This is a genomic window from Duganella sp. OV510 (genome assembly GCF_900100205.1).
Classification (GTDB): domain Bacteria; phylum Pseudomonadota; class Gammaproteobacteria; order Burkholderiales; family Burkholderiaceae_D; genus Rugamonas.
Genome location: NZ_FNEQ01000001.1, coordinates 1,011,593 through 1,037,297, shown reverse-complemented (window position 1 = coordinate 1,037,297; position 25,705 = coordinate 1,011,593). Strand labels below are relative to the sequence as shown.

Genomic DNA, 25,705 nt, shown 5'->3' with positions numbered 1-25,705 from the left:
GCATCATGCGCAAGAAGGAGTAAAACCATGTTCAAAAAAATAATCGTCGGGTTCTCGGTGCTGGTGCTGGTGCTGTTTGTGGTGGCGGCGCTGCAGCCAAGTAGCTATACCGTCCAGCGTGCGATCAGCATCCAGGCGCCGCCGGAAAAAGTGATCCCGTTGATCAGTGACTTCAGCCAATGGCCGCGCTGGTCGCCATGGGCGAATATCAGCGCCGGCCACATGGAAGTGCTGCGCCAGACGCCAAGCAATATCAGCGTCAAGCTGCAATTCGCCGGAGAGAATGCGGCGCCGTCAATGATGGAATTCTGGGTGCAGCCGCAGGATGGCGGCACCACGGTACGCTGGAGCATGAACGGCGAAACTGATTTTACGGGTAAGATCATGAATATGATTATCAGCATGGACAGGGCGCTAGGCCCGGCGTTTGAAAGCGGCCTGGCCAAAATGAAAGCGGTGGCGGAAAAATAAGCGGAGGCGTGTGATGCGGATGCGTGCGTTAATGCCGGCGGCGGCGATGGTCGTCATGGTGGCCACGATTGCAGCGGCGCGCCCTTTCATCCGCGTGCGCGGACACCCGATCTAACTGGCGCGCCAGGCGCCGGGATTGACGCCGGCCCATTCCTTGAAAGCGTGATTGAACGCGCTTTGCTCCTGGTAGCCGAGCAGGAAAGCGATATCCACCAGGTTTAATTCGGGACGTTTCAGGTATTCCCTGGCCAGCGCAAAGCGGGCCTGGTCCAGCACCTGCTGGAAGGTGGCGCCGGCTTCGCTCAGCTTGCGCTGCAAGGTGCGCGGCGACAGCTTCAGTGCTTCGGCAATCGACGCCAGCCTGACCTGGCCGCTCGACAGGCTGGCGATGATGGCAGCATGCACCTGCTGCGTGATCGCCGGCTGGCTGGCGAGGCGCTGTTGCAGCAGCTGCTCCGCGTGCTGTTGCAACACCGGGTAGAGGCTGACGTCGGCGTTCGGCACAGGCCAGGACAGCATCATGGCGTTGAAGCTGGCCACATTGGCCTCGGCGTCAAATTCGGGCACCGCGCCCAGCACTTTTTCATACTCGTCGCGCAGCTCGGGCGGACCGCCATCGTGCATCAATTTCAGATCATTGGCCGGCAGCGTGATGCCGGCCAGCCAGTTGCTGAACACCCGGATGCCTGCAAACACGCTATCGGCCAGGTGCCGGTGCGCGCTGCTGTAATTGCTATGCCAGGCGTAGTAGGCGATGTCGTCATCGACAGTGATGCTGGAACGGCCCAGGTCATGCGCCAGCTGTTCATAGCGCATGGTCTGTTCGAAAACGTGGCCGAAGTCGCGGCAGCTCAACAGGATCAGGCCATAGACGGTGTAGGTGCCCAGTTTGACGCATTGGCCGACATGCAGGCCGAAATGCGGATCGTTGGCCAGTTGTGCGCCAAGGTCGAGCAGGTGCACATAGTCGTCGGCGGGCAGCGATTCCGGCAGCGGTTCCAGCGTGCCGGGCGCCAGGCCGGCGGCTTGCTCCAGCGCCCGCGCCGTCACGCCGCGCGCTGCGGCGGCTTCCAGCAGCGGCTGGAGATAAGAGCCCGCTACGCGTTTGGCATGATCGAACAAGGGAGCTGTCATGAATGCGCAATACCGGCGGGCGGCATTGTTTTAATCTCAACTGGTGAATAATCGGTGCGCTCCAGTATAACAAGCGCCCGCCAGGGAGATAGAAAAACAATGAGACGCTGGAACGGTTGGGGTGACGATGCGGTTGAATTTGCGCTGAACGATGGCGCGTTGGCTTTTCTCGCGCAGCGCATCGGCGCCGGCAAGCCGGTGCCGGATGCGGGCTTCGAGCAGGCTTGCGCGCAGGTCGGCGCCTCGCGTCTGCCGGCGCATCGCTTGGTGAATACCGCGCCGGCACTCCGGCTGCGCAATGCACTGGGCCAGAGCCTGCCGGACTGGCTACGCCTGCGGTATGGCGTGATTGGCGCAGCGCCGGACGGCGTAGCCTATCCGGAGAGCGCGCAGGACGTGCGCGACTTGCTGGACTATGCACGCCAGCATGGGGTGGCGGTGATCCCGCAAGGTGGCGGCACCAGCGTTGCCGGTCATCTGACTGCGCCAGCCGGTATGCCGTCACTGGCGGTGAACATGACGCGCATGCGCCAGTTGCTATATCTGGACACGGAATCGCAACTGGCGACCTTTGGCGCCGGAGTGCTCGGCCCCGACCTGGAGGCGCAGTTGCGCGCGCGCGGCTACACGCTGGGCCATTTCCCGCAGTCGTTCGAGTATTCAACGCTGGGCGGCTGGGTGGCGACACGCTCGTCGGGGCAGCAGTCGCTGCGCTACGGGCGCATCGAGCAGATGTTCCGAGGCGGCTCGCTGGAGACGCCATCGGGCACGCTGCATTTGCCGACATTCCCGGCGTCGGCTGCCGGGCCGGATCTGCGTGAGATAGTGCTAGGCTCCGAAGGCCGTCTCGGCATCCTGACCGAAGCGACGGTGCGGGTGACGCCGGCGCCGGCTTATGAGGCGTTCCACGCGGTGTTCTTCCCCAACTGGCAGACGGCGGAGACAGCGGTGCGGCAGGTGGTGCAGGCCGGCTTGTCGCTGTCGATGCTGCGTCTGTCGAATCCGCTGGAGACGCTGACCATGCTGGCGCTGGCCGGCCATCGTCGCATGGTGTCTGTGCTGGAAGGCTATCTGTCGCTGCGCGGCTGTGGCGACGGCAAGTGCATGCTGATGATCGGTGTCAGTGGCCGCAAATCGCTGGCGCGCGCAGCCTTGCGCGAGGCGCTGGCGATGACGCTGCCGCATGGCGGCGTGCATGTGGGGCGCTTCATGGGCGACAAGTGGCGGCAAAACCGCTTCCGCAATGTCTACTTGCGCAACGCGGCGTGGTCGCATGGCTATGCCATCGATACGGTCGAGACGGCGGTGGATTGGCCGCGCGTCGAGATCATGATGCGGGCGTTGGAGAAGGGCGCCGTGGCGGCGCTGGGCCAGTATGGGGAGCAGGTGCATACCTATACGCACTTGTCGCATCTGTATGCGCAAGGGGCGAGCGTCTACACGACGTTTGTGTACCGGCTGGCCGGCGACTATGAATCCGACCTGGCGCGCTGGAAGTCGCTGAAGACGGCGGCTTCGCTGGCGATTGTCGAGCATGGCGGGACGATCAGCCACCAGCACGGCGTAGGTGCCGATCATGCGCCGTATCTGGCGGCGGAAAAGGGGCGGCTGGGTATGTCGATGCTGCGTTCGGTGCTGGAGCATGTGGACCCGCAGCGGATCATGAATCCCGGGAAGCTGATGTCATGAAGCGCACCGACTTCGCGCGTGAGTGGGATGTGATTGTGATTGGCGGCGGCATTACGGGCGCTGGCATTCTGCTGGAGGCGGCAAGGCGCGGCCTGAAGGCGTTGCTGGTTGAGCAGCGCGATTTTGCCTGGGGTACGTCGAGCCGGTCTTCAAAGCTGGTGCATGGTGGATTGCGCTATCTGAAAGAGGGGCAGTTTGCGTTGACGCGCGAGTCGGTGCATGAGCGCGAGCATTTGTTGCGTCAGGCCGCCGGCCTGGTGGAGCCGCAGAGCTTCGCCTTTGGCGATTATGTGGGGCGCAAGCCGGGCAAGCGGGCATTCCTGGCGGGACTGGCGATTTATGACCGCATGGCGGGACAGCGCGCGCGGCACTACTATGGCCGCGACGAGTTCGCGGCGCTGGCACCGAATGTCGCCACGGACGGCCTTCAGGGTGGGATGGTCTACACGGACGCCAAGACGGATGATGCGCGGCTGGTGCTGAGGGTGTTACAGGAGGCGCGCGCGCATGGTGCTGTCGCATTAAATTACATGGCTGTCGAGGCGCTGCTACGCGCTGGCGACGCCACGCCAGCGAATGGCGACGTGGAAGGCGTGCGTCTGCGCGACGGCCTGGATGGTGCGCAGCACGAGGTGCGCGCACGGATGGTCATCAGCGCGACCGGCGCCTGGGCAGACCGGCTGCGCACAACGCCGCCTGCTTCGGGCGTGGCGGCCAATGAAGCAACTGGCATGCATGCCGGCCGTCCCGGTGGCGCTTCGGCGGCCGGCGGCACGGAGCGCGACGGGGCGGCGCGTCGACTGCGGCCTTTGCGTGGTAGTCACCTGGTACTGCCGGCCTGGCGGCTGCCGCTGGCGCAGGCGATCAGCTTGATGCATCCCGCCGACGGCCGCCCGGTGTTCGCCTATCCGTGGGAAGGTGTTACGCTGGTCGGCACGACCGATGTGGATCACCGTGACGATCTATCACAAGAAGCAGCCATCACGCGCGCCGAATGCGATTACCTGCTGGCCGCCTTGCTCGCGCAGTTCCCGCAACTGCAATTGGGCGATGATGACATCATCGCCACCTACGCCGGCGTGCGGCCGGTCATCGATAGCGGCAAGTCCGATCCGTCGAAAGAGACGCGCGACCACGCACTGTGGCTGGAAAACGGCTTGTTGACCGTCACCGGCGGCAAGCTGACCACCTTCCGCGTGATCGCGCTGGACGTGCTCAAGCTGGCCGCCACGCGACTGCCGGAGCTGCAGGACAAGCTGTCGCCACAGCCGGTATTCACGCCCTCGCCACCGCTGCGCTATACACCGGAGCTGCCGGCCGGTCAGGCGCTGCGCCTGCAGGGCCGCTACGGCGTGCAGGCACAGGAACTGGTGGATGCGGCGCAGGCCGGTGAGCTGGCCGTCATTCCTGGCACGGAAACCATCTGGGCGCAGCTGCGCTGGGCCGCGCGCCATGAAGACGTCTGCAAGCTGGAAGACCTGCTGCTGCGGCGCACGCGTATCGGCATCCAGTTGCGCGGCGGCGGCGTCGCCATCCTGCCACGCATCCGCACCATCTGCCAGCCGGAACTTGGCTGGGACGATCAGCGGTGGGAGCAGGAGCAGGCCGCGTATCTCGCACTCTGGCAGGCGCATTACAGCATGCCGCAACAATAACCACTACGAGACATCATGGCAGACCACTACCTGCTCTCCATCGACAACGGCACGCAAAGCGTGCGCGCGCTGCTGTTTGACTTGAACGGCAATCTGGCCGCCAAGTCGCAGATTCACCTGCAAGCCTATTTCTCCGCGCATCCCGGCTGGGCCGAGCATGACGCCGATGGTTATTGGGACGCGGTCGCCGCCGCCTGCCAGCAACTGTGGCGCAGCACCGACATCCCGCGCAGCGCCATCAAGGGCGTCGCTGTCACCACGCAGCGCGGCACGGTGGTCAATCTGGACCGCGAAGGCAAGGTGCTGCGGCCAGCGATCACCTGGCTGGACCAGCGCCGCGTCGGCAAGCAAAAACCGTTAAGCTGGTGGTGGCGCGCCGCCTTCAAGGCTGCACGGGTGGAGGACACGATTGAATACTTCCGGCGCGAAGCGGAAATCAACTGGATCGCCGAGCAGCAGCCGGAGATCTGGGCACAAACGTATAAATACGTGCTGCTGTCCGGCTTCCTCAACTACCGGCTGTGTGGGCGCCATGTTGATTCAACCGGCTCGCAGGTAGCCTACCTGCCGTTCGACTACAGGCGCCACCAATGGGCCGCACGGCGCGACTGGAAATGGCAGGCGCTGCGTGTGCGCCCCGACATGCTGCCCGAGCTGGTGTCGCCAGGGACCGTGATCGGCACCGTTACCGCAGCCGCTGCTGCGGCAACCGGCATCCCGGAAGGCACGCCGCTGGTGGCCGCCGCTGCGGACAAGGCGTGCGAGGTGATCGGCGCCGGCAGCCTGGAACCGCACATCGCCTGCCTCAGTTACGGCACCACCGCGACCATCAACACCACCAGCAAACAGTACGTGGAGGTGACGCCCTTCATTCCACCGTATCCGGCAGCCGTGCCAGGCGCCTACAGTACCGAGGTGCAGATCTTCCGTGGCTACTGGATGGTCAACTGGTTCAAGGAGCAATTCGGACATCTGGAAAAGATGGCTGGCGCGGAGCAGGGTACGGCGCCGGAAGCGATGTTCGACCAATTGGTTAACGAGGTGCCGCCGGGCTCCATGGGATTGATGCTGCAGCCGTACTGGAGTCCAGGCATCCGCATCCCCGGGCCCGAAGCCAAGGGTGCGATGATCGGCTTCGGCGACGTCCACACGCGCGCGCATATGTATCGGGCCATCCTGGAGGGCTTGGCCTATGCGCTCAGGGAGGGCAAGGAGCGTATCGAAAAACGCAGCGGTGTGGCGGTGACAGAATTGCGCATCGCCGGCGGCGGCTCGCAAAGCGACGCGGCGATGCAACTGACGGCGGACATCTTCGGCTTGCCCGCCGCCCGCGCGCATGTCTACGAAACCTCCGGCCTGGGCGCGGCCATCGCCATCGCCGCAGGCCTCGGGCTGCACAAGGACTTCAACACCGCAACGCGTGCCATGACGCGTCCGGGCCGCGTGTTCCATCCGATCGCCGCCAATCAGAAAATCTACGATCAGCTGTACCGGCGCGTCTACCTCAATATGTACAAGCAGTTGCAGCCGATGTATCAGCAGATCGCTGACATCACCGGCTATCCGGAGCAGTTATAGGCTGCCGCGCAGTTCAAGCGCAATGGTGCGCGGCGCGGTAACGCTGGCATAAGGCAGGCCGAAGGCTTTGGTCTGCCCATCCAGGTTGTAGACGTAGCGCTTGTCGAACAGGTTGTTCACCAGCAGCCCGATGCCGAACTTGCCGTTGCTGGCGTCCCAGCCGAGGCGCAGGTCGGCTTTGCCGCCGGAGTCGCCGGTGCGGAAGGCTGGTGCGTTCAGGCATTGCAGCGCGCGCGTGTCGTCGTTGCAGCGGGATTTGCTGTGATAATTCCCTTGCAGCGTGGCGCTCATGCGGCCGTTCAGCGCCTCCCAGTTGGCGTTGATGCCAGCCATGCCGCTGAAGCGCGGCGTGCCGACCGTCTGGCCTGACAGATCGAGTGTGGCGCCGCTGCTGTCGGTGGTCTGGTAGCGCTGGTAGGTCTGGTCGATCAACTCGACGCCGGCGAACGCGGTCAGGCGTGGCGAGATGCGGATGCGCGCATCGAGATCCAGGCCCTTGGCCTCCTGGTCGCTATTGATGATGTTGTAGGTGGGGATGGCGCTGGTGCCGCCCAGCTTGACGTCTTGCAGGTTCTTGAAACGGTAGGCGAACAGCGAGCCATTGATGGTGGCGCGCAGCGACGGCGCGGTCAGCTTGAAGCCCAGTTCCAGATTGGTCATCTTTTCGGGACTGAAGCTCGGATCGCGCTCACGCGGATTGGATGATGTGGCGTTCGGCGGCGTGAAGACATTGAAGCCACCGGCCTGATAGCCGCGCGATAGCGAGGCAAACAGCAGCAGGTCGTCATTCAGCTTGTGATCGAGTACCAGGCGCGGACTCCAGTCGGTCCAGCTGCGGTTGGCGCTGACAGGCGTGGCGGCCAGCGGGCCGGCGGCGGCAAAGATGATATTCGGCGGTAGTGCCGAAGCATCCAGTCCCGCAGCCGGGCCGTAGGTGTTGAGCAGCGCGTCCAGCGCGACCGATTCACGGCCCGGCACATGCCATTGCATTTCCTTGCGGTCGCGGCTCCAGCGCAAGCCGGTGGTCAGGCGCGTGCCAGGCGCCAGGCGCCAGATCAAGTCCCCGTAAACAGAGAAGGCACGCGTGCGCAGGCTGGCGTTATTGTCCTCCTGCCAGCTGAATACCGAGCTTTCGTCCACGCCGGGAACGCCTGCCATGCCCAGTCCACCAAACAGCGTGGCGAAATCGGCGACGCCGCCTTGCATCAGGCTCAGGCTATCCAGCGTAGCGGTGTTGAGAATGGCGGAACTGCGCTGCCGCTCGCGGTTGTTGTAGAAACTGGCGCCGGCGATCCAGTCCAGCGTGTCGGTGGTGCCGGACAGCTTGAATTCCTGCTGCCAGTTGTAGGCCTTTTTCTGGTCTTGCGTGGCCAGGCGGAAGTCGATACGCGCGCTGCCGTCGTTGTCGGTCAGATTATATGACGAGAAGGTGCGGTAGGCGGTGGTGGAGCGCAGCGTGACGCCGCCCAGCGGTATCTCGGCGCGCAGCGTCACGCCGTCGAAGTTGCGCGTCTCGCGGCCATCGGTGTCGTTCTCCAGCGGCGCCTTGCGTGGGTCGCTGAAACGGGCAACGTAGGCAGTATCGTAGACGCCGGTGTAGCCGGAAAATGGCAGCGTTGGATCCTTGACGACCCCAAAGGCTGGCCAGCCTTTCTGGCGTAACTGTTCGTGCTCCCACGACAGCAGCAGCGTCGCGTCGCTGATTTTCTGCTTGAGCGACAGGCGCGTGGCCCAGGTATTGTCGCCGGTGGTGCGGTGGCCGGTGCTGGTATTGCGCACCCAGCCATCGCTGCGGGCGCGGACGAACACCAGCCGTGCGGCGGTACTGCCGCTAAGCGGCACGTTGAGCATGGCGTCGGCATCGACGCGGCCGTAATCGCCCACCTTGACATGGCCGCTGGCATCGAATTCCGCTTCCGGCTCGTTGGTGACCACCGAGATGGCGCCCGCCGCGCTATTCCGGCCGAACAGCGTTCCTTGCGGGCCTTTCAGCACTTCCACCCGCTGGATGTCGATGAAGTTCATCAGCGCACCGCCGGTCTTGCCGGTGTAGACGCCATCGACGTAAATGCCGACCGGCGTATCGGTGCCGATGCCGAAGTCGCCCGCCTGCACGCCGCGTATGCCGAAGATCGGCTGGGTGGGCTGGGTGGCGTCAACCTGGAAGCCAGGCAGGTAGCCTGTGACATCGCCGAGATTGCGTGCGCCGAGGTTCTGGATGTCGCGCGCGGTAATCACTTCCATGGAGATCGGTACTTCCTGCACTGACTGCGCACGGGATTGCGCGGTGACGATGACTTTCTGGATATCGTCGTCGGCGTGCGCGCTGAGTGTGCCGGCGAAGGCGAGGGCGATGCTGTGCGCAAGCACGCGCATGTGGCGGGATGGTCGGGATGGCGGCTGCAATGCATGTGGCTTCACGGTCTCTCCTCGGTTGTTTGGTTTTTTTCAATGTAGACGCGTGCTTCACCGCGCCGGGGGCCGGATCGGACAGACAAGGATGCCGTCCCGGCCAACCCCTGTCGGTGTTGCGTGGCCGCTTCGGCTCCCCGCTTGTCCTTTTTGCCCCCGTCGCCGCCTGGCTTTGTTTGCACAATGAAGCCGGGACTTTCAACAATGGGGGGGAACACAATGATCGCAAACGAGATTACCGACTGCGGCAACGCGGTGTGTGTGGTGGGCGCGGGGCCGGGCGGCTTGTCGGCAGCGCGCGCGCTGAAGGCGATGAACCTGGCATACGAGCAGTTCGAGCGCCATGCGGATGTCGGCGGCATCTGGGACATGCAGAATCCCGGCAGTCCGATTTACGAATCCGCGCACTTCATTTCATCGCGCGATCTGTCTGGCTTTATCGGCTTCCCGATGCCGAAGTCGTATCCGGACTATCCGACCAACCAGCAGATACTCGGCTATGTGCGCAGCTATGCGGATGTATTCGGCCTGCGTGCGGCGATCCGCTTCAATACGCCGGTGCAGCATGTACAGAAAGAAGACAGCGGCAAGTGGGTGGTGACGCTGGGTGACGGCACGCGCCGCCGCTATCTGGCGGTGATTTGCGCCACCGGCTGTAATTGGGACCCGAATATGCCCGAGGTGAAAGGCCAGTTCAACGGCGAGATACGCCACTCTGTCACCTACAAGAGCAGCGATGAATTTGCTGGCAAGCGGGTGATGATTGTCGGCGCCGGCAACTCCGGCGCGGATATTGCCTGCGATGCTGCCAGCCGCGCGCGGCACGCCTTCATCAGCATGCGGCGCGGCTATCACTTCATTCCCAAGCATTTGTTTGGCATTCCCGCCGACCAGGTGGGCGAGAGCGGCCCGCCGCTGCCGATCTGGGTGGCGCGTCCGGTCATGAGCCTGTTGCTGAAGATGTTCACCGGCGACCTGACACGCTTCGGCTTGCCCAAGCCGGACCACAAGCTGTTTGAAAGCCATCCGCTGCTTAACTCGCAGCTGCTGCACAATCTTCAGCATGGGAATATCACGGTCAGGCCGGATGTGTCGCATTACGACGGCGACGATGTGGTGTTCAGGGACGGCAGCCGCGAGCAGCTGGACCTGGTGATCTATGCCACCGGCTACAAGTGGAGCTGCAAATACGCAGCTGAATACTTTGAGTGGCGCGGCGGCAGGCCGCAGCTGTATCTGTCGATGTTCAGCCGCGATCACCGCAACCTGTTCGGCATCGGCTACGTTGAAACCAATTCCAGCGCCTACAAGCTGTTTGACACGGAAGCTTTCATGATCGCCGCCTACCTGCGCGATCAGCTGGACAACCCGGCCAGCGCCGGCCGCTTCGATGAATTGATCGCGCATGACCATCCCGACCTGTCGGGCGGGCTCAAGTTCGTGCAGTCGCAGCGGCATGAAGTCTATCTGGAAGCGCACGCGCTGAAGTCTTACCTGAAGCGGCTGCGGCGCAAGATGGGCTGGCCTGAACTGACTGAAGACTACTACGACTGCTTGCGCGTTGATACGGCGGCTGCACAGCCGGCCGCACTGCGCGCGGCGGCTTGACGGAGGCGGCATGGAGAAGACCTTTGCGTTCTACCAGCAGCAGGCAGCCGGCCTGGATTTTGAAACGCGCGCGCTGATCGGCGGCCGTTTCGTCAACGCTATCTCGGCCGAGGAGTTCGACACCATCAATCCCGCCACCGGCCGCCGGCTGGCCGGCATCGCGCGCTGCGGTGCGCTGGAAGTGGATGACGCAGTCAGTGCCGCGCGCCGCGTGTTCGAGCGTGGCGACTGGTCGCGCGCCACACCCAAGCACCGCAAGAAAGTCTTGTTGCGTTTCGCCGACCTGGTGGAAGCCAAGCTTGAGACACTGGCGATCATGGAGAGCCTGGATTCCGGCAAGCCGATACGTGATGCGCTGTCGGCCGACCTGCCTGACATGATCGAAAGCCTGCGCTGGCACGCGGAAGCCGCCGACAAGCTGTACGACCAGGTAGCGCCTACCGCGCCGGATATCGTGGCAATGATCGTGCGCGAACCGGTCGGCGTGGTCGGCGCGGTCCTGCCATGGAATTTTCCGATCTACCTGGCTGGCTGGAAGATCGGTCCGGCGCTCGCCAGTGGCAATTCCATCGTCATCAAGCCGGCCGAGCAAACCACACTGACGGCGCTGGTGCTGGGCCGGCTGGCGCTGGAGGCGGGTGTGCCGGATGGCGTGCTGAATATTGTGCCGGGCCATGGCGAGACAGTGGGGCAGGCAATTGGCCGGCATGGCGATATCGACTGTGTCAGCTTTACCGGCTCTGGCGAGGTGGGACGGCTGTTCCTCAAGTATTCGGCCGAGTCGAATATGAAGCGGGTGGTGCTGGAGTGTGGCGGCAAGAGCCCGGCGCTGGTGCTGGCCGATGCGTACGACCTGGCTGGCGTGGCGCAACAGGTGGCGCTGGGTGCGCTGTTCTGCCAGGGCGAGAATTGCAGCGCCGGCTCGCGGCTGATCGTGCATCGCTCGCGCAAGGACGAACTGCTGGAACAGGTGAAGCGGGCGTTTGACGAATGGTGCGTCGGCGATCCGCTCGATCCGGCCACGCGCATCGGCGCGATGATCGAACCGCAGCATATGCGGCGGGTGCTGGGCTATATCGCTGGTGGCAAGGAGCAGGGCGCGCAACTGGTCTATGGTGGCCAGCAGGTGCGGCAGGACAGCGGCGGCAGCTTTGTCGAGCCGACCATCTTTGACCGGGTGCAGCCGTCGATGACGATTGCACGCGAAGAGATCTTCGGCCCTGTGCTGTCAGTGCTGACGTTTGACAGCCTGGCCGAAGGCGTGGCGATTGCCAACGACACCAGCTATGGCCTGGCATCGTCCGTCTACACCAGCAGCCTGGACGCGGCGCACAGCGTGGCGAAGCAGATCCGCGCCGGCACGGTGTCGGTCAACTGCTTCTCGGAAGGCGATACCGGCGTGCCGTTCGGCGGCTACAAGGAGTCCGGCTTTGGCGGCCGCGAGAAGTCGCTGCTGGCGCATGACCAGTACATGGAAACCAAGACCATCTGGATGCAACTGGGGAGGGGCGGCGCATGACGACAACTGCAACGGGGCGTGTGGCCCTGATTACCGGCGGCGCCGGCGGCATCGGCCGCGCCATCTGCCGTGGCTTTATCGCGCGTGGCATCCAGTGCGTGCTGGCGGATTACAACCAGGCGTCGCTGGATGTCGCCGTCGCTGAACTGGGACCGGCAGCCACCGGCGTGGAAATCGATTTGCGCGACTTCAGCAAGCTGCCGGAGTTGCTGGCCTTTGTGCAGCAGCGCTTCGGGCGGCTGGACATCCTGGTCAACAATGCGGCCATCACCGGCACCGGCCATTTCGAGGAGCGCTCGGTCGAGAATATCCTCGGCGAGCTGAATATCAACCTGCTGTCACCGATTGTGCTGACACGGCTGGCCTTCCCGGCCTTGCAGCGGGCTGGCGATGGACGCGTCATCAATACGGTTTCGCTGGGCGGCATTTTTCCGCTGCCGGAAACCGGCATCTACTCGGCCACCAAGTTCGGCCTGCGCGGCGCCATGCTGTGCCTGGGCATGGACGCCGAACGGCACGGCGTGAAGATCGGCAGCGTGATGCCATCCGCCACCGAGACGCCGATGCTGATGCGCGAAGCGATTGAGGGCGGCAACACGCTGCAGTTCATGGACCCGCCGCAGCAGCCGGAGGATGTGGCGAAGCAGGTGCTGCGCATGCTGGATCACCCCTGCCTGGAGCGCTATCCGCGCATCAGCGAATCCTGGACGGTGCGGCTGGCGATGCTGGCGCCGAACCTGCTGCCCAGGCTGATCCCGCTGTTCCGCAAGAAGGGCTTGCGCGGCCATGCACGCTACCTGGAGTCGCTGCGGCGGCGCGGGCTGGTGCAGGTACGCGATGGCCAGTGGGAGCTGTCCTAGGCGGTTGCTTGCGCGGCGCCGGCCCGCTCCACGGGAATCAGCCGTGGAGCGGGCGCGCCCTGGCGGATCTGGTTGGGCAGCATGCCGGACCAGCGCTTGAAGGCGCGGCGGAAGTTGCGCGCATCGGTGAAGCCGGTGGCCATGGCGATATCGACCAGCGGCATTTCGCTGCGCTTCAGCAGGTCGAGCGCCGCCTCGTAACGCACCTGGTCCACCAGCCGCTGATAGGAGGTATCCAGCTCGGCCAGCCGGCGGCGCAGCGTGCGCTCGCTGAGATTGAGCGTCGCACCGACTTTCGCCAGGCCCGGCACCTCGTCCACAGAGCCGCGCAACTCGTTCATGATGGATTCGACCAGATCGTTGCGCGGCGTTTCCGTCTCCAGCAACTGGTCGATTTGCGCCTGCAGGCTGCCTTGCATATAGCGGTCATGCGTCGGCAGCGGACAGTGATACCAGGCCATGTCGCAGATCAGGCGATTCAGCGGCGCGTTGAACACCACCGGGCAACGGAAGTATTCGCTGTAGGCGGCAGCATACGCAGGTCGAGGATAGCGCAGCTCCAGCCGCGCCGGGCGGAAGTGCGAACCGACCATCGCGCGCGATACTTCCACGCCGCTGACAAAAATCTCTTCGATGAAGAAGGGCTCCAACTCGGGATCGTGAAAGCGCGTCGCCACCTCGGTGACGAAGTGGTGTTCGTCGAGGATGCCGATTTCATTGACCGTCAGTGCGCCGGCGGCGCGCTGGTACTTGATCAGATACTGGAACGCCTCGCCCAGCGTGGCGCAGGTCAGCATGCCGAGGCCCGGCAGGCCGAAACACACGACCGTCTGGCGTGCGCCGGTGGCGATGCCGATCGCCGGATCGCCCCAGCGCTGCATCGCACGCCGTATCAACAGGCTGGTTTGGCGGTAGGAGACGCGGAAGTTGGCGTCGCACAGATTCTCCGGCGTGAAGCCCAGCCCCTTGCACAGCCGCTCAGGCGAGTGGCCACGGCTGGCCACCAGTTGCAGCACCTGGCGTATCACATGCGGCGGCACATCGGCTGCGGCTTCGGCGTCGGGATGATGCGGCTTGACCGGCATGGGCGCTTCTCCTGTAGATTGTGCGGCTAGCATAGTACGGTTTGTGGCGGCTGGATCACGTTGTGGCTAAATGGCCGTTTTGGTGCCGTGTTTGGCCATTTTAGACCTATTGCACTACGCCGCCGTCGTAAGCTGGGTAAAAATTCAACACGGGATAGACCATGCGGACTTTCATCCTTTCCTGCGCCTGGGCGCTGGGCATAGGCGGCACCACCATGATGCCGCTGCTGGTGACGAATGCGATGGCGCGGCTGCACCTGGACGAAGGCCAGGCGACCATGCTGGTTGGCGTCGAGATGATCGGCATGCTGATCGGCTGCATCGTGCTGCCGCCATTGGCGCGACGCCTGCCGGTACCACTGACGGCGGCCGCAGTGGTGCTGCTGGCGGCCTGCCAGGCCGCTTCCGCGCTGCTGCTGCCGGTGCCGGTGTTCAGCGGGCTGCGCCTGGTTGCCGGCTTGTGCGAGGCGCAGATGATCGTCATGGTCGGCATCTGCCTGGCTTGCCATCCGGATGCGGAACGCCTGTGGGGACTGGTGCTGCTGGTGTCCGGGCTGGCGGTGGCCGGCGTGTTCACGGTGCTGACCTTGTTCCCGGATGCCGCCAGCGGCGCGGCCGTGTGGCAGGGACTGGCGCTGATGGCGGCGGTGCTGGGCGTGGTGGCGGTGCGCGTGCCGTCGCTGGCGCCGCAGCGGCTGCCCGGCGTGCACATGGGACGGCAGGGCGGCATGGCCGGCATCTGGCTGGCGTGGGGCGTGTTTGTTGGCGTGTACAGCGTGCAGGCCGGCGTGTGGGCGGTGTCGGCGTTGCAGGGAGAGCGTATCGGCCTGACGCTGCCGCAGATCGGCGTGCTGCTGTCGGTGTCGTCGCTGCTGGGATTCTTTGGTGCGCTGGTGCCGGCGATACCGGTGCTGGCGGCGCGACGCGGACTGACAGTGATGGCGGCGCTGGCCGTGATGTTCGGCTCCGTCGCCTGCTTCTTCCTGGCACACGGCGCGGTGCTGTACTTCATCGGCCAGTTGATGCTGAATGCGGCCTTCTACACCATCATGGCGGTGCTGAACAGCTTCATCTCGGCGCAAGACCGCGACGGCACGCTGCTGTCGCGCTCCGTGGTGGTGACGTTTGCCGCCGTGGCGCTAGGCACGGTGGGGGCGGGAGCGTTATTCCAGGACGCCGGCGGTGTCGGCGTGACGGTGTTCGCGCTGCTGGCGCTGGCGGGCAGCGTGCCGCTTGGGCTGAAAGCCCTGCGCGGCACGCCACGCGTCAGCGCATCACCAGCGCTTTGACTGCGGCTAGCGAGGCCCCACCGGTCTTGGTGGCCTGCACCTGATTGCGGCCGCCTTCCTTTGCCACGTACATGGCGCGGTCGGCGGCGACAAACAGCGACTCGGTGTTGTCCAGCTGGTGCGGGTGGATGGTCGCCACGCCGATGCTGACCGTCAGCCACGCCGACGTGGTCGAGCGCGGATGCGGGATCTGTAGCGATTCGATGTGGGCGCGGATGGATTCGGCCAGCTGGTAGGCAGCAGCGGCGTCGGTCTCGGCAAACAACAGCACAAATTCCTCGCCGCCGTAGCGTGCCGCGAGGTCGGTCGGCCGCAGCGCGTGCGAGGCGATCGCCTGCGCCACCTGCTGCAGGCAGGCGTCGCCGGCCGGATGGCCCAGCGTATCGTTGTATAGCTTGAAGTGGTCAACGTCCAGCACTACCAGCGACAAAGGCTGGCCGCTGCGCATGGCGCGCTGCCATTCTTTTTCCAGGAAACTGTCGAAGTGGCGGCGGTTGGCGATCTTGGTCAAGGGATCGACCATGGCGGCGCGTTGCAGCGCGTCTTCCGACTGCTTGTGGTGGGTAATGTCGTGCAGCAGGCCGATGAACAGCGGCTGGCGCAGGTACATCGGCGTCAGCGTCAGGTCCATGCACACCGAACTGCCGTTGCGGTGGCGGATGATGACCTCGCGCGTGCCGTGGTTGTGCGCCGACTGCGGCGCGGCGGCATAGCGGGCGAAGTAGTCCAGGTACTCCTGTGCCACCAATGGATTCAGCAGTTCGGTGATGTCGCGGCCGGCCAGTTCCTCCGCCTGATAACCCAGGTATTTGTCGCAGGCTGGATTGGTGAACTGAATGCGGCCGTCGGCCTCGATGATCAGCAGGCCCTCGGCCATGTTGTTGACGATGGTGCGCAGGCGTTCGGCCTGTTCCTCATGCGTTTCGCTGCGGCTGCGGATTTGCAGCTGGGTGCGCACGCGTGCGCACACTTCCGGCATGCGCAGCGGCTTGCTGATGTAATCGACCGCGCCGAGATCGAAGCCGGCCACCACGTCCTCGGTGGCGGTGCGCGCGCTCATGAAGATCACTGGAATGCGCTGGGTGGCGGCGTTGCTCTTCAACTGGCGGCAGGTTTCGTAGCCGTCCATGCCCGGCATCATGATGTCGAGCAGGATCAGGTCCGGGTGGACGCGGCGCGCAATTTTCAGTGCGCGCTCGCCGCTGGTGGCGACGAAGGTCTGGTAGCCCTGTTCGACCATCAGCTTGCGCAGCGCGCCGAGATTTTCGGGCGCGTCGTCCACGATCAGTATCGCGGCATCGCGCCGCGTAGCAAAACTCAGACTTCCGGAATTCATTGGAGATCGCCTTTAACCTGGTGGGTTGCATTGGCGTGTTTGAGCGGTTGCGCGGGTCGGCAACGGCGGGTCAAAACAGAGGTGATCGGTGCGTGTTTCAACAAAGGCTGGCCTGATATGAAAGTGACTATCCGTCTAAATCATACCGCTTTGCTGTCGAGCTCGGGTGAAAAAAATCCGGTGGGCTACGCGTGTTGTCCTCGATGCATCAGGCCGCAGCCACGCTAGCGCCAGATTGTGTAAGTAATGTTGGCTGGAAGTTATGGGAATTGCCGTTTTTAGTGACTATTGGTGATAAAGTCGCGGGCGATGGTGTTGTATTTTTGCGGGCGGCGAGTGCCGCCCGCTGAGGGTGTTACTTAGATTTTTGCGGCAATCAGCTTGCCCAGGATCTCGATGCCGTGGCGGATGCGTTCCGGCGGCACGGTGACGAAGGACAGACGCAGCGTGTTGGTAGCCGGCTCGTTGGCGTAGAACGGCGAACCAGGGACGAACGCCACTTTCTGGGCGATCGCTTCATCCAGCAGCTGCATGGCGTTGATGTGCTGCGGCAGCGTGACCCAGATGAACATGCCGCCTTCCGGCTTGGTCCATTCGACGCCGGCCGGGAAGTGCTGGGCCATCGCGTCCAGCATTACCTGGCACTGGTCGCCGTACAGCGCGCGGATTTTCGGGATGTGCTGGTCGAGGAAGCCGTCCTTGATCACTTCGTGCACCACCATCTGGGTCAGCTGCGACGTGTGCAGGTCGGCCGCCTGCTTGGCCAGTTCCAGGCGGCGCGCCAGCGGCAGCGGGGCGACCACGTAGCCGAGGCGGATGCCAGGGGTCAGCACCTTGGAGAAGGAGCCCATGTAGATCACGCCGTCCGGGTTCATCGCCACCATCTTTGGCAGCGGCTCGCCCTTGTAGCTCAGCGAGCCGTAAGGATCGTCCTCGATCAGCGGCAGGCCAAGGCGGGCGCAGGTTTCCACCAGCTCCTGGCGACGCTCGATCGACAGCGAACGGCCGGTCGGGTTCTGGAAGTTGGGCAGCGAGTACAGCAGGCGCGCGCCTTGCGCGACCTTGTCGATCGACGACGGCACCAGGCCATGTTCGTCGGTAGCCACCGATTTGAATTCCGGCAGGTAGACCGAGAATGCCTGCAGCGCTCCCAGGTAGGAGGGGGTTTCAACCAGCACGCGGCTGCCTTCGTCGATCAGCACCTTGCCCAACAGGTCCAGCGCCTGCTGCGAGCCGGAGACCATCAGCACTTGTTCCGGCACGATTTTGGCGCCGCCGGTCGACAGCGAATCGGCGATCCACTGGCGCAGCGGGGTATAGCCATCGGTCGGGCCGTATTGCAGCGCGACCTTGCCGTTGTTGGTCAGGACCTTGTCGTAGGCCAGCTTCATTTCGTCGACCGGGAAGGTCAGCGGCGATGGCAGGCCGCCGGCGAAGGAGATGATCTCTGGCTGCTGCGTGATCTTCAGGATCTCGCGGATGAAGGAAGCCTGCAGCTGTTCGGCGCGTTCGGCGAACTGCCACTGGATCGGATTGGGATTTTCGATTTTCATACGTGTCTCACTAGAGGATAACAACAAGCGCGCTTGTGGCGGCTTTTATAGAAGGAACGGCAGCGGATAAGCTGCCGCCCGCTTTACGCGACTTCCGCGATCAGTTCGATTTCGACGCAGGCGCCAAGCGGGATTTGGGCGACACCAAAGGCGGAGCGGGCGTGCTTGCCGGCGTCGCCGAAGACTTCGCCCAGCAGCTCGGAAGCGCCGTTGGTGACCAGGTGCTGTTCAGTAAATTCAGGGGTGGAGTTCACCAGGCTCATGACCTTGACGATGCGCTTGACGCGGGTCAGGTCGCCGCCGACGGCCGCTTGCAGGGTGCCGATCAGGTCGATGGCGATGGCGCGTGCGGCGGCCTTGCCTTCTGCGGTGTCGATGTTCTTGCCCAACTGGCCGACCCAGACGCTGCCGTCGGCGCGCTTGGCGATGTGACCAGACAGGAATACCAGATTGCCGGTTTGGGCGTACATGACGTAGGCGGCGGCTGGAGTGGCTGGTGCTGCCAGGGTGATATCAAGCGCTTTCAGTTTTTCGTAAACAGACATTGTGGTTATCCAGTTAATTATTAGTGTGGAGACCGATATTGTACTCTCGCGGCGGAGGATGCTTACAGTTGCCGCGAAATCCAGATACTGTACGGCGTCAGCCCCGTTTTACCTGCATTTTGCGGCCCGCGCCCACGGTGGCGATGACAGCGATTGCGAAGACCAGGGTTTGCCATTCCAGTGCTTCGCCCAGTACCACGGTGGCGCCCAGTACAGATAAAAAGGGTTGCACCAACTGTACTTGCCCGACCCGCGCCACGCCACCGAGCGCCATGCCGCGATACCAGAAGAAGAATCCGATAAACATTGAAAATACGGAAACGTAGGCGAAGCCGGCCCAGGCGGCGGTGTTGGCGCTGGCAATCTGCGCAGCTTCCTGCCACGCCAGCCAGCCGATCACCGGCAGCAGCGGTGGGGCGGCCAGCACCAGCGCCCAGCAGATGGTTTGCTGTCCGCCCAGTGTCTGCGACAGGCGGCCGCCGGCGGCGTAGCCCATGGCCGCCAGCAGCACCGCCAGGAAAATCGCCAGGTCGGCGGCGTGCAGACTGCCGCCGCTCTGCCGCAGCGCAAAGCCGACCACCAGCGCCGAGCCTATGATCGCCATGATCCAGAAGCCTCGGGACGGTTTTTCTCCACCCAGCAGGGCGGCGAACAGGGCAGTAGCCAGCGGCAGCACGCCGACCAGTACAGCGCCGTGGGCGGCAGGCAGGCTGCGCATGGCAACGGAAGTCAGCCAGGGGAAACCGATCACGCAGCCGATGGCGACCATGGCCAGTGCCGGCAGCGCGGAGCGCGGCGGCAACGGGGCGCGTTTCCAGTACAGCCAGCCGGCTGCCAGTACGGCGGCAGCCAGTGCGCGGGCGAGGGCGACGAACATCGGCGACAGTCCTGCCGCGCCTTCCGCGCCGGCGCCAACAGCGAGGCGGGTGAAGGGCAGCGTCAGGCTGAAGATGGCAACACCGATCAGGCCGAGCAGCATGCCGGTGGTTTCGTCACTCAGGCGGCTGTGAGTGGTCAGCATGGGTGTTGGTGTCATGCTGACATCCTACGTGACAAAACCAGTACAGTGCCAGTACACTTGCAAACATAATTTGACATACTGTGACGGTAAAATGACCAATACACGACCACGCACTTCGCTGTTGGGCGCCGCAGCAGCGGCGGCAGCGGAAGCAGTCAACGAGGCGCTGGCCGCCGCCCAGGCACGCGAAGCCCGCGCCATGGCCGCCCCTGTGCCCGGCCCGGCGGTGACGGCGGTGCCTTTGCCCGGCCCGGCTGCTGCCAGTACGTCTGCCGGTCGCAATGAGCCGCGTGGGCCACGTGCGCCAACGCGTACACCTGGCAGGGCTGCTGGCAACACACGAGCGGCAACGGCGCAAGATCCCGCGCAGGGGCCTGCGGCGCCTGGTCGCGCGTCTGCCGGCGCGAACGCTGGCGCCGGTACGGCTGCAGCTACTGGCGCTGGTGCGGCCGCAGCTAATGGCGTGGCCGGGCGCGGCGGCGCTGGGCCGATGCTGGGCCTGTTGTTGCGTGAATCGGGCGAAACGCTGATCGACCAGATCGTGCGTTCGGTGGCTGCGCGTATCGATGACCGCGTGTTGCGCGGTGGCGCGCGCATGCCGTCGATCCGGGCGTTTGCGGCGTCGCACGGCGTATCGGCCTTCACCGTGGTGGCCGCCTACGACAAGCTGGTGGCCACCGGCTACCTGGAATCCCGCCGTGGCGCCGGTTTCTTCGTGCGGGAGCGGCCGGCGATGGCGCTCAACGTGGCCGATCCGGCGGCGGGCGGCGGCGCATTCGGCGTGCATGGCGCGGCTGGCGGGCGCGCTGCGCTATCCGGCTTCGACAGCAAACCGATAGACGTGGTGTGGCTGGTGCGGAATATGTTCCGCCAGATGCCGCATCAGCAGATGCCAGGCTCCGGCGTGCTGCCGCCCGAGTGGCTGGACGGCCCTGCGGTGGCCAACGCCCTGCGCGCCGTCAGCCGCCAGAACCCGACGCTCTTATTAAGCTATGGCGTGCCGCAAGGCTTTCTGCCGCTGCGCCAGCAACTCCAGCACAAGCTGGCCGAGCTGGAAATCGCCGCCGCGCCAGAGCAGATCCTTACCACGGCCGGCGTCACGCAGGCGCTGGACCTGGTGGCGCGCGAATTCACGCGGCCTGGCGACACGATCTTCGTCGACGACCCGGCCTGGTTCCTGATGTTCGGCTCCTTCGCCGCGCTGGGCGCCAAAGTGGTCGGCATCCCGCGCCTGGCCGACGGCCCGGACATCGCCCGCCTGGCCGAGCTGGCGGCGCTGCACAAGCCCAAGCTGTACATCATCAACTCGGTGCTGCACAACCCGAGTTCCACCTCGCTGTCGGCGGCCAAGGCCTTCCAGGTGCTGCGCCTGTCGGAGGAACACGACTTCATCATCGTAGAAGACGATATCTACTGCGACCTGCATCCCGGCAGCGCGGTGCAGCCGGCGACGCGGCTGTCGGCGCTGGACCAGCTACAGCGCGTGATCTACCTGAGCGGCTTTTCCAAGACCATGGCCGCCAACCTGCGGGTCGGCTTCATCGCCACCTCGCCGGAGCGCGCCGAGCGCCTGGCCGACCGCAAGATGCTGTCCACCTTGACCACCAGCGACATCGGCGAGCGGGTGGTGTACAAGGTGCTGTCCGAGGGCTCCTACCGCAAGCACGCCGACAGATTGCGTGCACGGCTGGATGGGCTGCGCGCCAAGACGCTGCGGCAGATGGAGCGGGCCGGCCTGAAAGTCGACGGCTCGCCGCCGGCCGGCATGTTCGTCTGGGCCGATGCCGGCTGCGACACCAATGTGCTGACGGAGCGCGCCATGGCGCATAATCTGCTGCTGGCGCCGGGCAGCCTGTTCTCGCCCAAGCAGCTGCCGTCGACCCGCATGCGCCTCAACGTCGCGGCGATGCAAGACCCGGCCGTGTGGCGATTCCTGGAAAGGGAATTGGTCGGCTCTTGAAAAGCCTCTTATAATCCCCACTTTCCTGAAATCTTAACCAAAAGACTATTCCAAAATGGCTGATACCGAAAAACAAACCCTTGGATTCCAGGCAGAAGTGAAACAGCTGCTGCAGCTGATGATTCACTCCCTGTACTCGAACAAAGAGATCTTCCTGCGTGAACTGATCTCCAACGCCTCCGACGCATCGGACAAGCTGCGTTTTGAAGCGATCAACAACGACGCCCTGTACGGCAACGACCATGAACTAAAGATCAAGGTCAGCTTCGACAAGGCCGCGCGCACCATTACCATTTCCGACAACGGCATCGGCATGAGCCGTGACGAGGCGATTTCGCACCTCGGCACAATCGCCAAGTCGGGCACCAAGGAATTCTTCGGCAAGCTGTCGGGCGACCAGCAGCAGGATGCGGCCCTGATCGGCCAGTTCGGCGTGGGCTTCTACTCAGGCTTCATCGTCGCCGACAAGATTACCGTTGAAACCCGCCGTGCTGGCGCCGCCGCTTCGGAAGGCGTGCGCTGGGAATCGGAAGGCCAGGGCGACTACTCTGTCGAACAGATCGAGAAGATTGGCCGTGGCACGGACATCATCCTGCATCTGCGCGAAGGCGAGGACGAGCTGCTGTCGTCGTGGAAGATCAAGTCCATCATCCGCAAATACTCGGACCACATCTCGCTGCCGATTGTGATGCAGAAGGAAGAGTGGGACGAAGAGCAGAAAGAAACCGTCCTCAAGGACGAGCTGGAAACCGTCAACCAGGCCAGCGCGCTGTGGGCGCGCAGCAAATCCGACATCACGCCGGAACAGTACGAGGAGTTCTACAAGCACGTCTCGCACGACTTCGCGGCGCCGCTGACCCATACGCACAACCGCGTTGAAGGCCGCAGCGAATACACCCAGCTGCTGTACATTCCGGCCAAGGCGCCGTTCGACCTGTGGGACCGCAACAAGCGTGGCGGCATCAAGCTGTACGTCAAGCGCGTCTTCATCATGGACGATGCCGAGCAGCTGATGCCGACCTATCTGCGCTTCGTCAAGGGCGTGATCGACTCGGCTGACCTGCCGCTGAACGTCTCGCGTGAAATCCTGCAAGAGTCGCGTGACGTCAAAGTGATCCGCGATGGCTCGACCAAGCGCGTGATCGGCATGCTGGAAGAACTGGCCAACGCCGACGAGCAGGAAAAGAAAGACAAGTACACGACCTTCTGGACCGAGTTCGGCCAGGTGCTGAAAGAGGGCATCGGCGAAGACGCGGCCAACAAGGACCGTCTGGCCAAGCTGCTGCGTTTTGCTTCGACCGCCAACGACAACGACCAGCAAATCACTTCGCTGGAACAGTACATCGCGCGTGCCAAGGAAGGCCAGGACAAGATTTACTACGTCACCGCCGATAACTACATCGCCGCGAAAAACAGCCCGCACCTGGAAATCTTCCGCAAGAAAGGCGTTGAGGTGCTGCTGCTGACCGACCGCGTCGACGAGTGGATGTTGTCCTTCCTGACCGAGTTCGAAGGCAAGGAACTGGTGTCGGTGGCCAAAGGCGGCCTGGATCTGGGCGCGCTGGAAGATGAAGCCGAGAAGAAGGAACACGAAGAAACCGAGTCCTCGTACAAGGATCTGGTCGAGAAGATGAAGGAAGCGCTGACCGATAAAGCCAAGGACGTGCGCGTGACCTTCCGCCTGACCGATTCGCCGGCATGCCTGGTGGCGGACGAGAACGAGCTGTCGGGTAATCTGCTGCGCATGCTGAAGGCGGCGGGCCAGAATGCGCCGGAGTCCAAGCCTATCCTGGAAATCAATCCGGATCACCCGCTGGTGCAGCGCCTGAAGAACGAAGACGTGGCCAGTTCCTTCAGCGATTGGTCGAACATCCTGTTCGATCAGGCACTGCTGGCCGAAGGCGGTTCGCTGAGCGACCCAGCCAGCTTCGTCAAACGCCTGAACGAGCTGCTGCTGGCGAAATAAGCCCTGCCGCGCGCTGGTGTGTTGTGATACTTTAGCGTTTCACAACACACCGGGGCGTTCATGAAGAAATCCGCACTGGCGCTGGCTGTTCTGGCCAGCGTCTTCCTCTCCGCACACGCACAAAATACGCTGCCCAGCGAGACGCCTGAGGAGTTCAAGGCGCCGGTGGATAGCTTCGACTATATCAAGCGCACGGTGATGATACCGATGCGTGACGGCGTCCACCTGAACACTGTCATCGTCATTCCGCGCAAGGCGCGCAACGCGCCGATGCTGCTGACCCGCACGCCGTACAGTGCCGAAGGCATGACCAGCCAGTCGGAAAACGCCCAGATGGAATCGATCCTGCAGGGCTATGACAACCAGGCCGACGTCATTACCAAAGGCGGTTATATCCGCGTTGTGCAGGACGTGCGCGGCAAGTACGGCTCGCAGGGCGACTACGTGATGAACCGGCCGATGGCCGGCACCGCCTTCAATCCGACCGCCATCGACCATTCCACCGACACCTGGGACACCATCGAGTGGCTGAGCAAGAATGTGCCGGAGTCGAATGGCAAGGTGGGCATCATCGGCAGTTCGTATGATGGCTATCTGCCGCTGATCGCGCTGGTGAATCCGCACCCGGCGCTGAAGGTGGCGGTACCGATGAATCCCATGGTCGACAACTGGCGCGGCGACGACTGGTTCCACAACGGCGCCTTTCGCCAGGTGAACCTGCCATACATCCTGGAGCAGGTGGTCACGCGCCGCAACGACGCGCACTGGTTCATCAACACCTACGACGACTACGATACCTTCATGCGCGCCGGCTCGGCCGGCGAACTGGCGCGTCAGCGCGGCGTCGAGCAGAGTGGCTTCTGGCGCAAGGTGCTGGCGCATCCATCGTATGACCAGTTCTGGCAAAGCCAGGCCGTTGACCAGATCCTTGCGAAGCAGCCGATCACCGTGCCAACGCTGCTGGTACACAGCCTGTGGGACGCGGAAGACATCTACGGCGCCATCGCCGCCTATAAGGCGATCAAGCCTAACGACAAGGACAACAAGGTATTCCTGGTGATGGGGCCATGGAACCACGGCGGCCAGGATGGCGACGGCAGCAAGCTGGGGCCGATCCGCTTCAACAGCGACACCGGCCTGCACTTCCGCGAAGAGATTCTGCGGCCCTTCCTCGACCGTTACCTGAAGGACGAGCCATCGCCGGAAGCGCTGGCGGCGAAGATCGCCCCGGTGACGGCGTTCGAGACCGGCACCAACAAATGGCGCGCGCTGGAGCGTTGGCCAGCCGGCTGTGTCACCGGCTGTTTCATCGCGCCGGCCACGCTGAAGCTGGGCGCCAACGCCAGGCTGAATCTGACCAACGCCGCGCCGGTGGCATTGCGTGCACCGGCGCAGAAGAACGGCTATGACGAATACATCTCCGACCCTGCCAAGCCGGTGCCATATCGCGCGCGGCCGATCGCGGCGGTGGGCTATGACGAAGCCAAGGGCCAGACCTGGCCACGCTGGCTGGTCGACGATCAGCGCGAACCCTCGGGCCGCACCGATGTGCTGACCTATACCACCGGCGTGCTGTCGGCGCCAGTGAAGATCAGCGGCGAGCCGGTGGCACACCTGCTGGCCTCCACCAGCGGCACGGACGCCGACTGGGTGGTCAAGGTGATTGATGTCTATCCGGATCAGGTGCCGTCGCAGCCGGAGCTGGGCGGCTATCAGCTGATGGTGTCGGCAGATATCTTCCGTGGCCGTTATCGAGAGAGCCTGGAGACGGCCAAGCCACTGGCGGCCAACACACCGCTGCCGTATCGGTTTGCGCTGCCGACCGCTAATCACGTGTTCCTGCCGGGCCACCGCATCATGGTGCAGATCCAGTCCAGCTGGTTCCCGCTGTATGACCGCAATCCGCAGACCTTTGTGCCGAACATCTTCCACGCGCAGCCGGCGGACTATAAAAAGGCAACCCAGCGCATTTACCACGACAGCTATATCGAGCTGCCGCTGGTCGGCGCCTCCGTCAAGTAAGG

Annotated in this window: 18 protein-coding genes; 11 read left to right on the top strand and 7 right to left on the bottom strand. The window is 63.9% G+C overall.

The features are described from left to right. Nucleotides 1-27 precede the first annotated feature (27 nt). Entirely contained in the window at nt 28-471 is a 444-nt protein-coding gene (locus BLS51_RS04800; RefSeq protein ID WP_090177416.1) for an SRPBCC family protein, read from the top strand. 111 nt (nt 472-582) lie between these two features. Here the strand turns inward: BLS51_RS04800 and BLS51_RS04795 are convergent, their stop codons facing one another. Then, nucleotides 583-1,605, bottom strand: coding sequence for an AraC family transcriptional regulator (locus BLS51_RS04795; protein ID WP_090177421.1), 1,023 nt, complete (start codon nt 1,603-1,605; stop codon nt 583-585). 99 nt (nt 1,606-1,704) lie between these two features. Here BLS51_RS04795 and BLS51_RS04790 point away from each other — a divergent pair, with 99 nt between their 5' ends. From BLS51_RS04790 to BLS51_RS04780, 3 genes are read left to right on the top strand one after another with little or no spacing between them, the layout of a single operon-like run. Further along, nucleotides 1,705-3,294: an FAD-binding oxidoreductase gene (locus BLS51_RS04790; RefSeq protein WP_090177424.1), complete on the top strand. Its 1,590-nt coding sequence runs from the start codon at nt 1,705-1,707 to the stop codon at nt 3,292-3,294. Then, nucleotides 3,291-4,949, top strand: a complete 1,659-nt coding sequence (locus tag BLS51_RS04785; RefSeq protein ID WP_090177428.1) for a glycerol-3-phosphate dehydrogenase/oxidase — start codon at nt 3,291-3,293, stop codon at nt 4,947-4,949. Before BLS51_RS04790 ends, BLS51_RS04785 begins: the two co-directional genes overlap by 4 nt. Nucleotides 4,950-4,964: 15 nt before the next feature. Continuing rightward, nucleotides 4,965-6,527 carry an FGGY-family carbohydrate kinase gene (locus tag BLS51_RS04780; protein ID WP_090177432.1) on the top strand — a complete coding sequence of 521 codons (1,563 nt, stop codon included), beginning with the start codon at nt 4,965-4,967 and terminating at the stop codon, nt 6,525-6,527. On the opposite strand, the gene BLS51_RS04775 is transcribed toward BLS51_RS04780, so the two are convergent. Continuing rightward, entirely contained in the window at nt 6,522-8,948 is a 2,427-nt protein-coding gene (locus tag BLS51_RS04775) for a TonB-dependent receptor (protein WP_229207387.1), read from the bottom strand. The two genes, BLS51_RS04780 and BLS51_RS04775, sit on opposite strands and share 6 nt — an antisense overlap. Nucleotides 8,949-9,158: 210 nt before the next feature. Here BLS51_RS04775 and BLS51_RS04770 point away from each other — a divergent pair, with 210 nt between their 5' ends. The 3 genes from BLS51_RS04770 to BLS51_RS04760 are packed head-to-tail and all read left to right on the top strand — an operon-like array spanning nt 9,159 to nt 12,926. After that, nucleotides 9,159-10,547, top strand: coding sequence for a flavin-containing monooxygenase (locus tag BLS51_RS04770; protein WP_217636400.1), 1,389 nt, complete (start codon nt 9,159-9,161; stop codon nt 10,545-10,547). A 10-nt stretch (nt 10,548-10,557) separates the two neighbouring features. Further along, nucleotides 10,558-12,066 (top strand): aldehyde dehydrogenase, encoded by a 1,509-nt coding sequence (locus BLS51_RS04765; RefSeq protein ID WP_090177441.1) that lies wholly within the window; start codon nt 10,558-10,560, stop codon nt 12,064-12,066. Next, entirely contained in the window at nt 12,063-12,926 is an 864-nt protein-coding gene (locus BLS51_RS04760) for an SDR family NAD(P)-dependent oxidoreductase (RefSeq protein WP_090177445.1), read from the top strand. The genes BLS51_RS04765 and BLS51_RS04760 overlap by 4 nt, the downstream gene beginning before the upstream one ends. Here BLS51_RS04760 and BLS51_RS04755 read toward each other — a convergent pair. Continuing rightward, on the bottom strand, nt 12,923-14,011 hold the full coding sequence (locus BLS51_RS04755) for an AraC family transcriptional regulator (RefSeq protein WP_175472511.1): 1,089 nt from the start codon (nt 14,009-14,011) through the stop codon (nt 12,923-12,925). The genes BLS51_RS04760 and BLS51_RS04755 overlap by 4 nt on opposite strands. A gap of 161 nt (nt 14,012-14,172) precedes the next feature. Here BLS51_RS04755 and BLS51_RS04750 point away from each other — a divergent pair, with 161 nt between their 5' ends. Then, nucleotides 14,173-15,300, top strand: coding sequence for an MFS transporter (locus BLS51_RS04750; RefSeq protein WP_090177453.1), 1,128 nt, complete (start codon nt 14,173-14,175; stop codon nt 15,298-15,300). On the opposite strand, the gene BLS51_RS04745 is transcribed toward BLS51_RS04750, so the two are convergent. The 4 genes from BLS51_RS04745 to BLS51_RS04730 all read right to left on the bottom strand — a co-directional run bounded on the left by BLS51_RS04745 (nt 15,278) and on the right by BLS51_RS04730 (nt 19,770). Beyond that, a complete protein-coding gene (locus tag BLS51_RS04745; RefSeq protein WP_090177456.1) occupies nt 15,278-16,636 on the bottom strand; it encodes a diguanylate cyclase domain-containing protein in 1,359 nt (452 codons plus the stop codon). The genes BLS51_RS04750 and BLS51_RS04745 overlap by 23 nt on opposite strands. A 359-nt stretch (nt 16,637-16,995) precedes the next feature. Beyond that, nucleotides 16,996-18,189 carry an aminotransferase-like domain-containing protein gene (locus BLS51_RS04740; RefSeq protein ID WP_090177459.1) on the bottom strand — a complete coding sequence of 398 codons (1,194 nt, stop codon included), beginning with the start codon at nt 18,187-18,189 and terminating at the stop codon, nt 16,996-16,998. 83 nt (nt 18,190-18,272) lie between these two features. Next, the gene (locus BLS51_RS04735) at nt 18,273-18,734 is read right to left on the bottom strand and encodes a RidA family protein (RefSeq protein ID WP_090177463.1); all 462 of its coding nucleotides are present in this window, start codon (nt 18,732-18,734) and stop codon (nt 18,273-18,275) included. A 97-nt stretch (nt 18,735-18,831) separates the two neighbouring features. Then, the gene (locus BLS51_RS04730; RefSeq protein ID WP_229207388.1) at nt 18,832-19,770 is read right to left on the bottom strand and encodes a DMT family transporter; all 939 of its coding nucleotides are present in this window, start codon (nt 19,768-19,770) and stop codon (nt 18,832-18,834) included. A gap of 475 nt (nt 19,771-20,245) precedes the next feature. On the opposite strand from BLS51_RS04730, the gene BLS51_RS04725 reads away from it, so the two are divergent. Genes BLS51_RS04725 through BLS51_RS04715 form a run of 3 tightly spaced genes read left to right on the top strand, consistent with a single transcriptional unit; the run spans nt 20,246 to nt 25,703 of the window. Continuing rightward, nucleotides 20,246-21,715 (top strand): aminotransferase-like domain-containing protein, encoded by a 1,470-nt coding sequence (locus BLS51_RS04725; protein WP_090177467.1) that lies wholly within the window; start codon nt 20,246-20,248, stop codon nt 21,713-21,715. A 55-nt stretch (nt 21,716-21,770) separates the two neighbouring features. Next, nucleotides 21,771-23,681, top strand: a complete 1,911-nt coding sequence (htpG, locus tag BLS51_RS04720) for a molecular chaperone HtpG (RefSeq protein ID WP_090177470.1) — start codon at nt 21,771-21,773, stop codon at nt 23,679-23,681. A gap of 60 nt (nt 23,682-23,741) precedes the next feature. Then, nucleotides 23,742-25,703: a CocE/NonD family hydrolase gene (locus BLS51_RS04715; RefSeq protein WP_090177473.1), complete on the top strand. Its 1,962-nt coding sequence runs from the start codon at nt 23,742-23,744 to the stop codon at nt 25,701-25,703. Nucleotides 25,704-25,705: the final 2 nt, after the last annotated feature.

Coding starts and splice junctions, on each gene's coding strand:
- BLS51_RS04740 (WP_090177459.1), bottom strand. CDS start 18,189: ATGAAAATCGAAAATCCCAATCCGATCCAGTGGCAGTTCGCCGAACGC.
- BLS51_RS04800 (WP_090177416.1), top strand. CDS start 28: ATGTTCAAAAAAATAATCGTCGGGTTCTCGGTGCTGGTGCTGGTGCTG.
- BLS51_RS04745 (WP_090177456.1), bottom strand. CDS start 16,636: ATGAATTCCGGAAGTCTGAGTTTTGCTACGCGGCGCGATGCCGCGATA.
- BLS51_RS04785 (WP_090177428.1), top strand. CDS start 3,291: ATGAAGCGCACCGACTTCGCGCGTGAGTGGGATGTGATTGTGATTGGC.
- htpG (WP_090177470.1), top strand. CDS start 21,771: ATGGCTGATACCGAAAAACAAACCCTTGGATTCCAGGCAGAAGTGAAA.
- BLS51_RS04765 (WP_090177441.1), top strand. CDS start 10,558: ATGGAGAAGACCTTTGCGTTCTACCAGCAGCAGGCAGCCGGCCTGGAT.
- BLS51_RS04760 (WP_090177445.1), top strand. CDS start 12,063: ATGACGACAACTGCAACGGGGCGTGTGGCCCTGATTACCGGCGGCGCC.
- BLS51_RS04770 (WP_217636400.1), top strand. CDS start 9,159: ATGATCGCAAACGAGATTACCGACTGCGGCAACGCGGTGTGTGTGGTG.
- BLS51_RS04750 (WP_090177453.1), top strand. CDS start 14,173: ATGCGGACTTTCATCCTTTCCTGCGCCTGGGCGCTGGGCATAGGCGGC.
- BLS51_RS04715 (WP_090177473.1), top strand. CDS start 23,742: ATGAAGAAATCCGCACTGGCGCTGGCTGTTCTGGCCAGCGTCTTCCTC.
- BLS51_RS04730 (WP_229207388.1), bottom strand. CDS start 19,770: ATGACACCAACACCCATGCTGACCACTCACAGCCGCCTGAGTGACGAA.
- BLS51_RS04795 (WP_090177421.1), bottom strand. CDS start 1,605: ATGACAGCTCCCTTGTTCGATCATGCCAAACGCGTAGCGGGCTCTTAT.
- BLS51_RS04755 (WP_175472511.1), bottom strand. CDS start 14,011: ATGCCGGTCAAGCCGCATCATCCCGACGCCGAAGCCGCAGCCGATGTG.
- BLS51_RS04780 (WP_090177432.1), top strand. CDS start 4,965: ATGGCAGACCACTACCTGCTCTCCATCGACAACGGCACGCAAAGCGTG.
- BLS51_RS04790 (WP_090177424.1), top strand. CDS start 1,705: ATGAGACGCTGGAACGGTTGGGGTGACGATGCGGTTGAATTTGCGCTG.
- BLS51_RS04735 (WP_090177463.1), bottom strand. CDS start 18,734: ATGTCTGTTTACGAAAAACTGAAAGCGCTTGATATCACCCTGGCAGCA.
- BLS51_RS04725 (WP_090177467.1), top strand. CDS start 20,246: ATGCTGGGCCTGTTGTTGCGTGAATCGGGCGAAACGCTGATCGACCAG.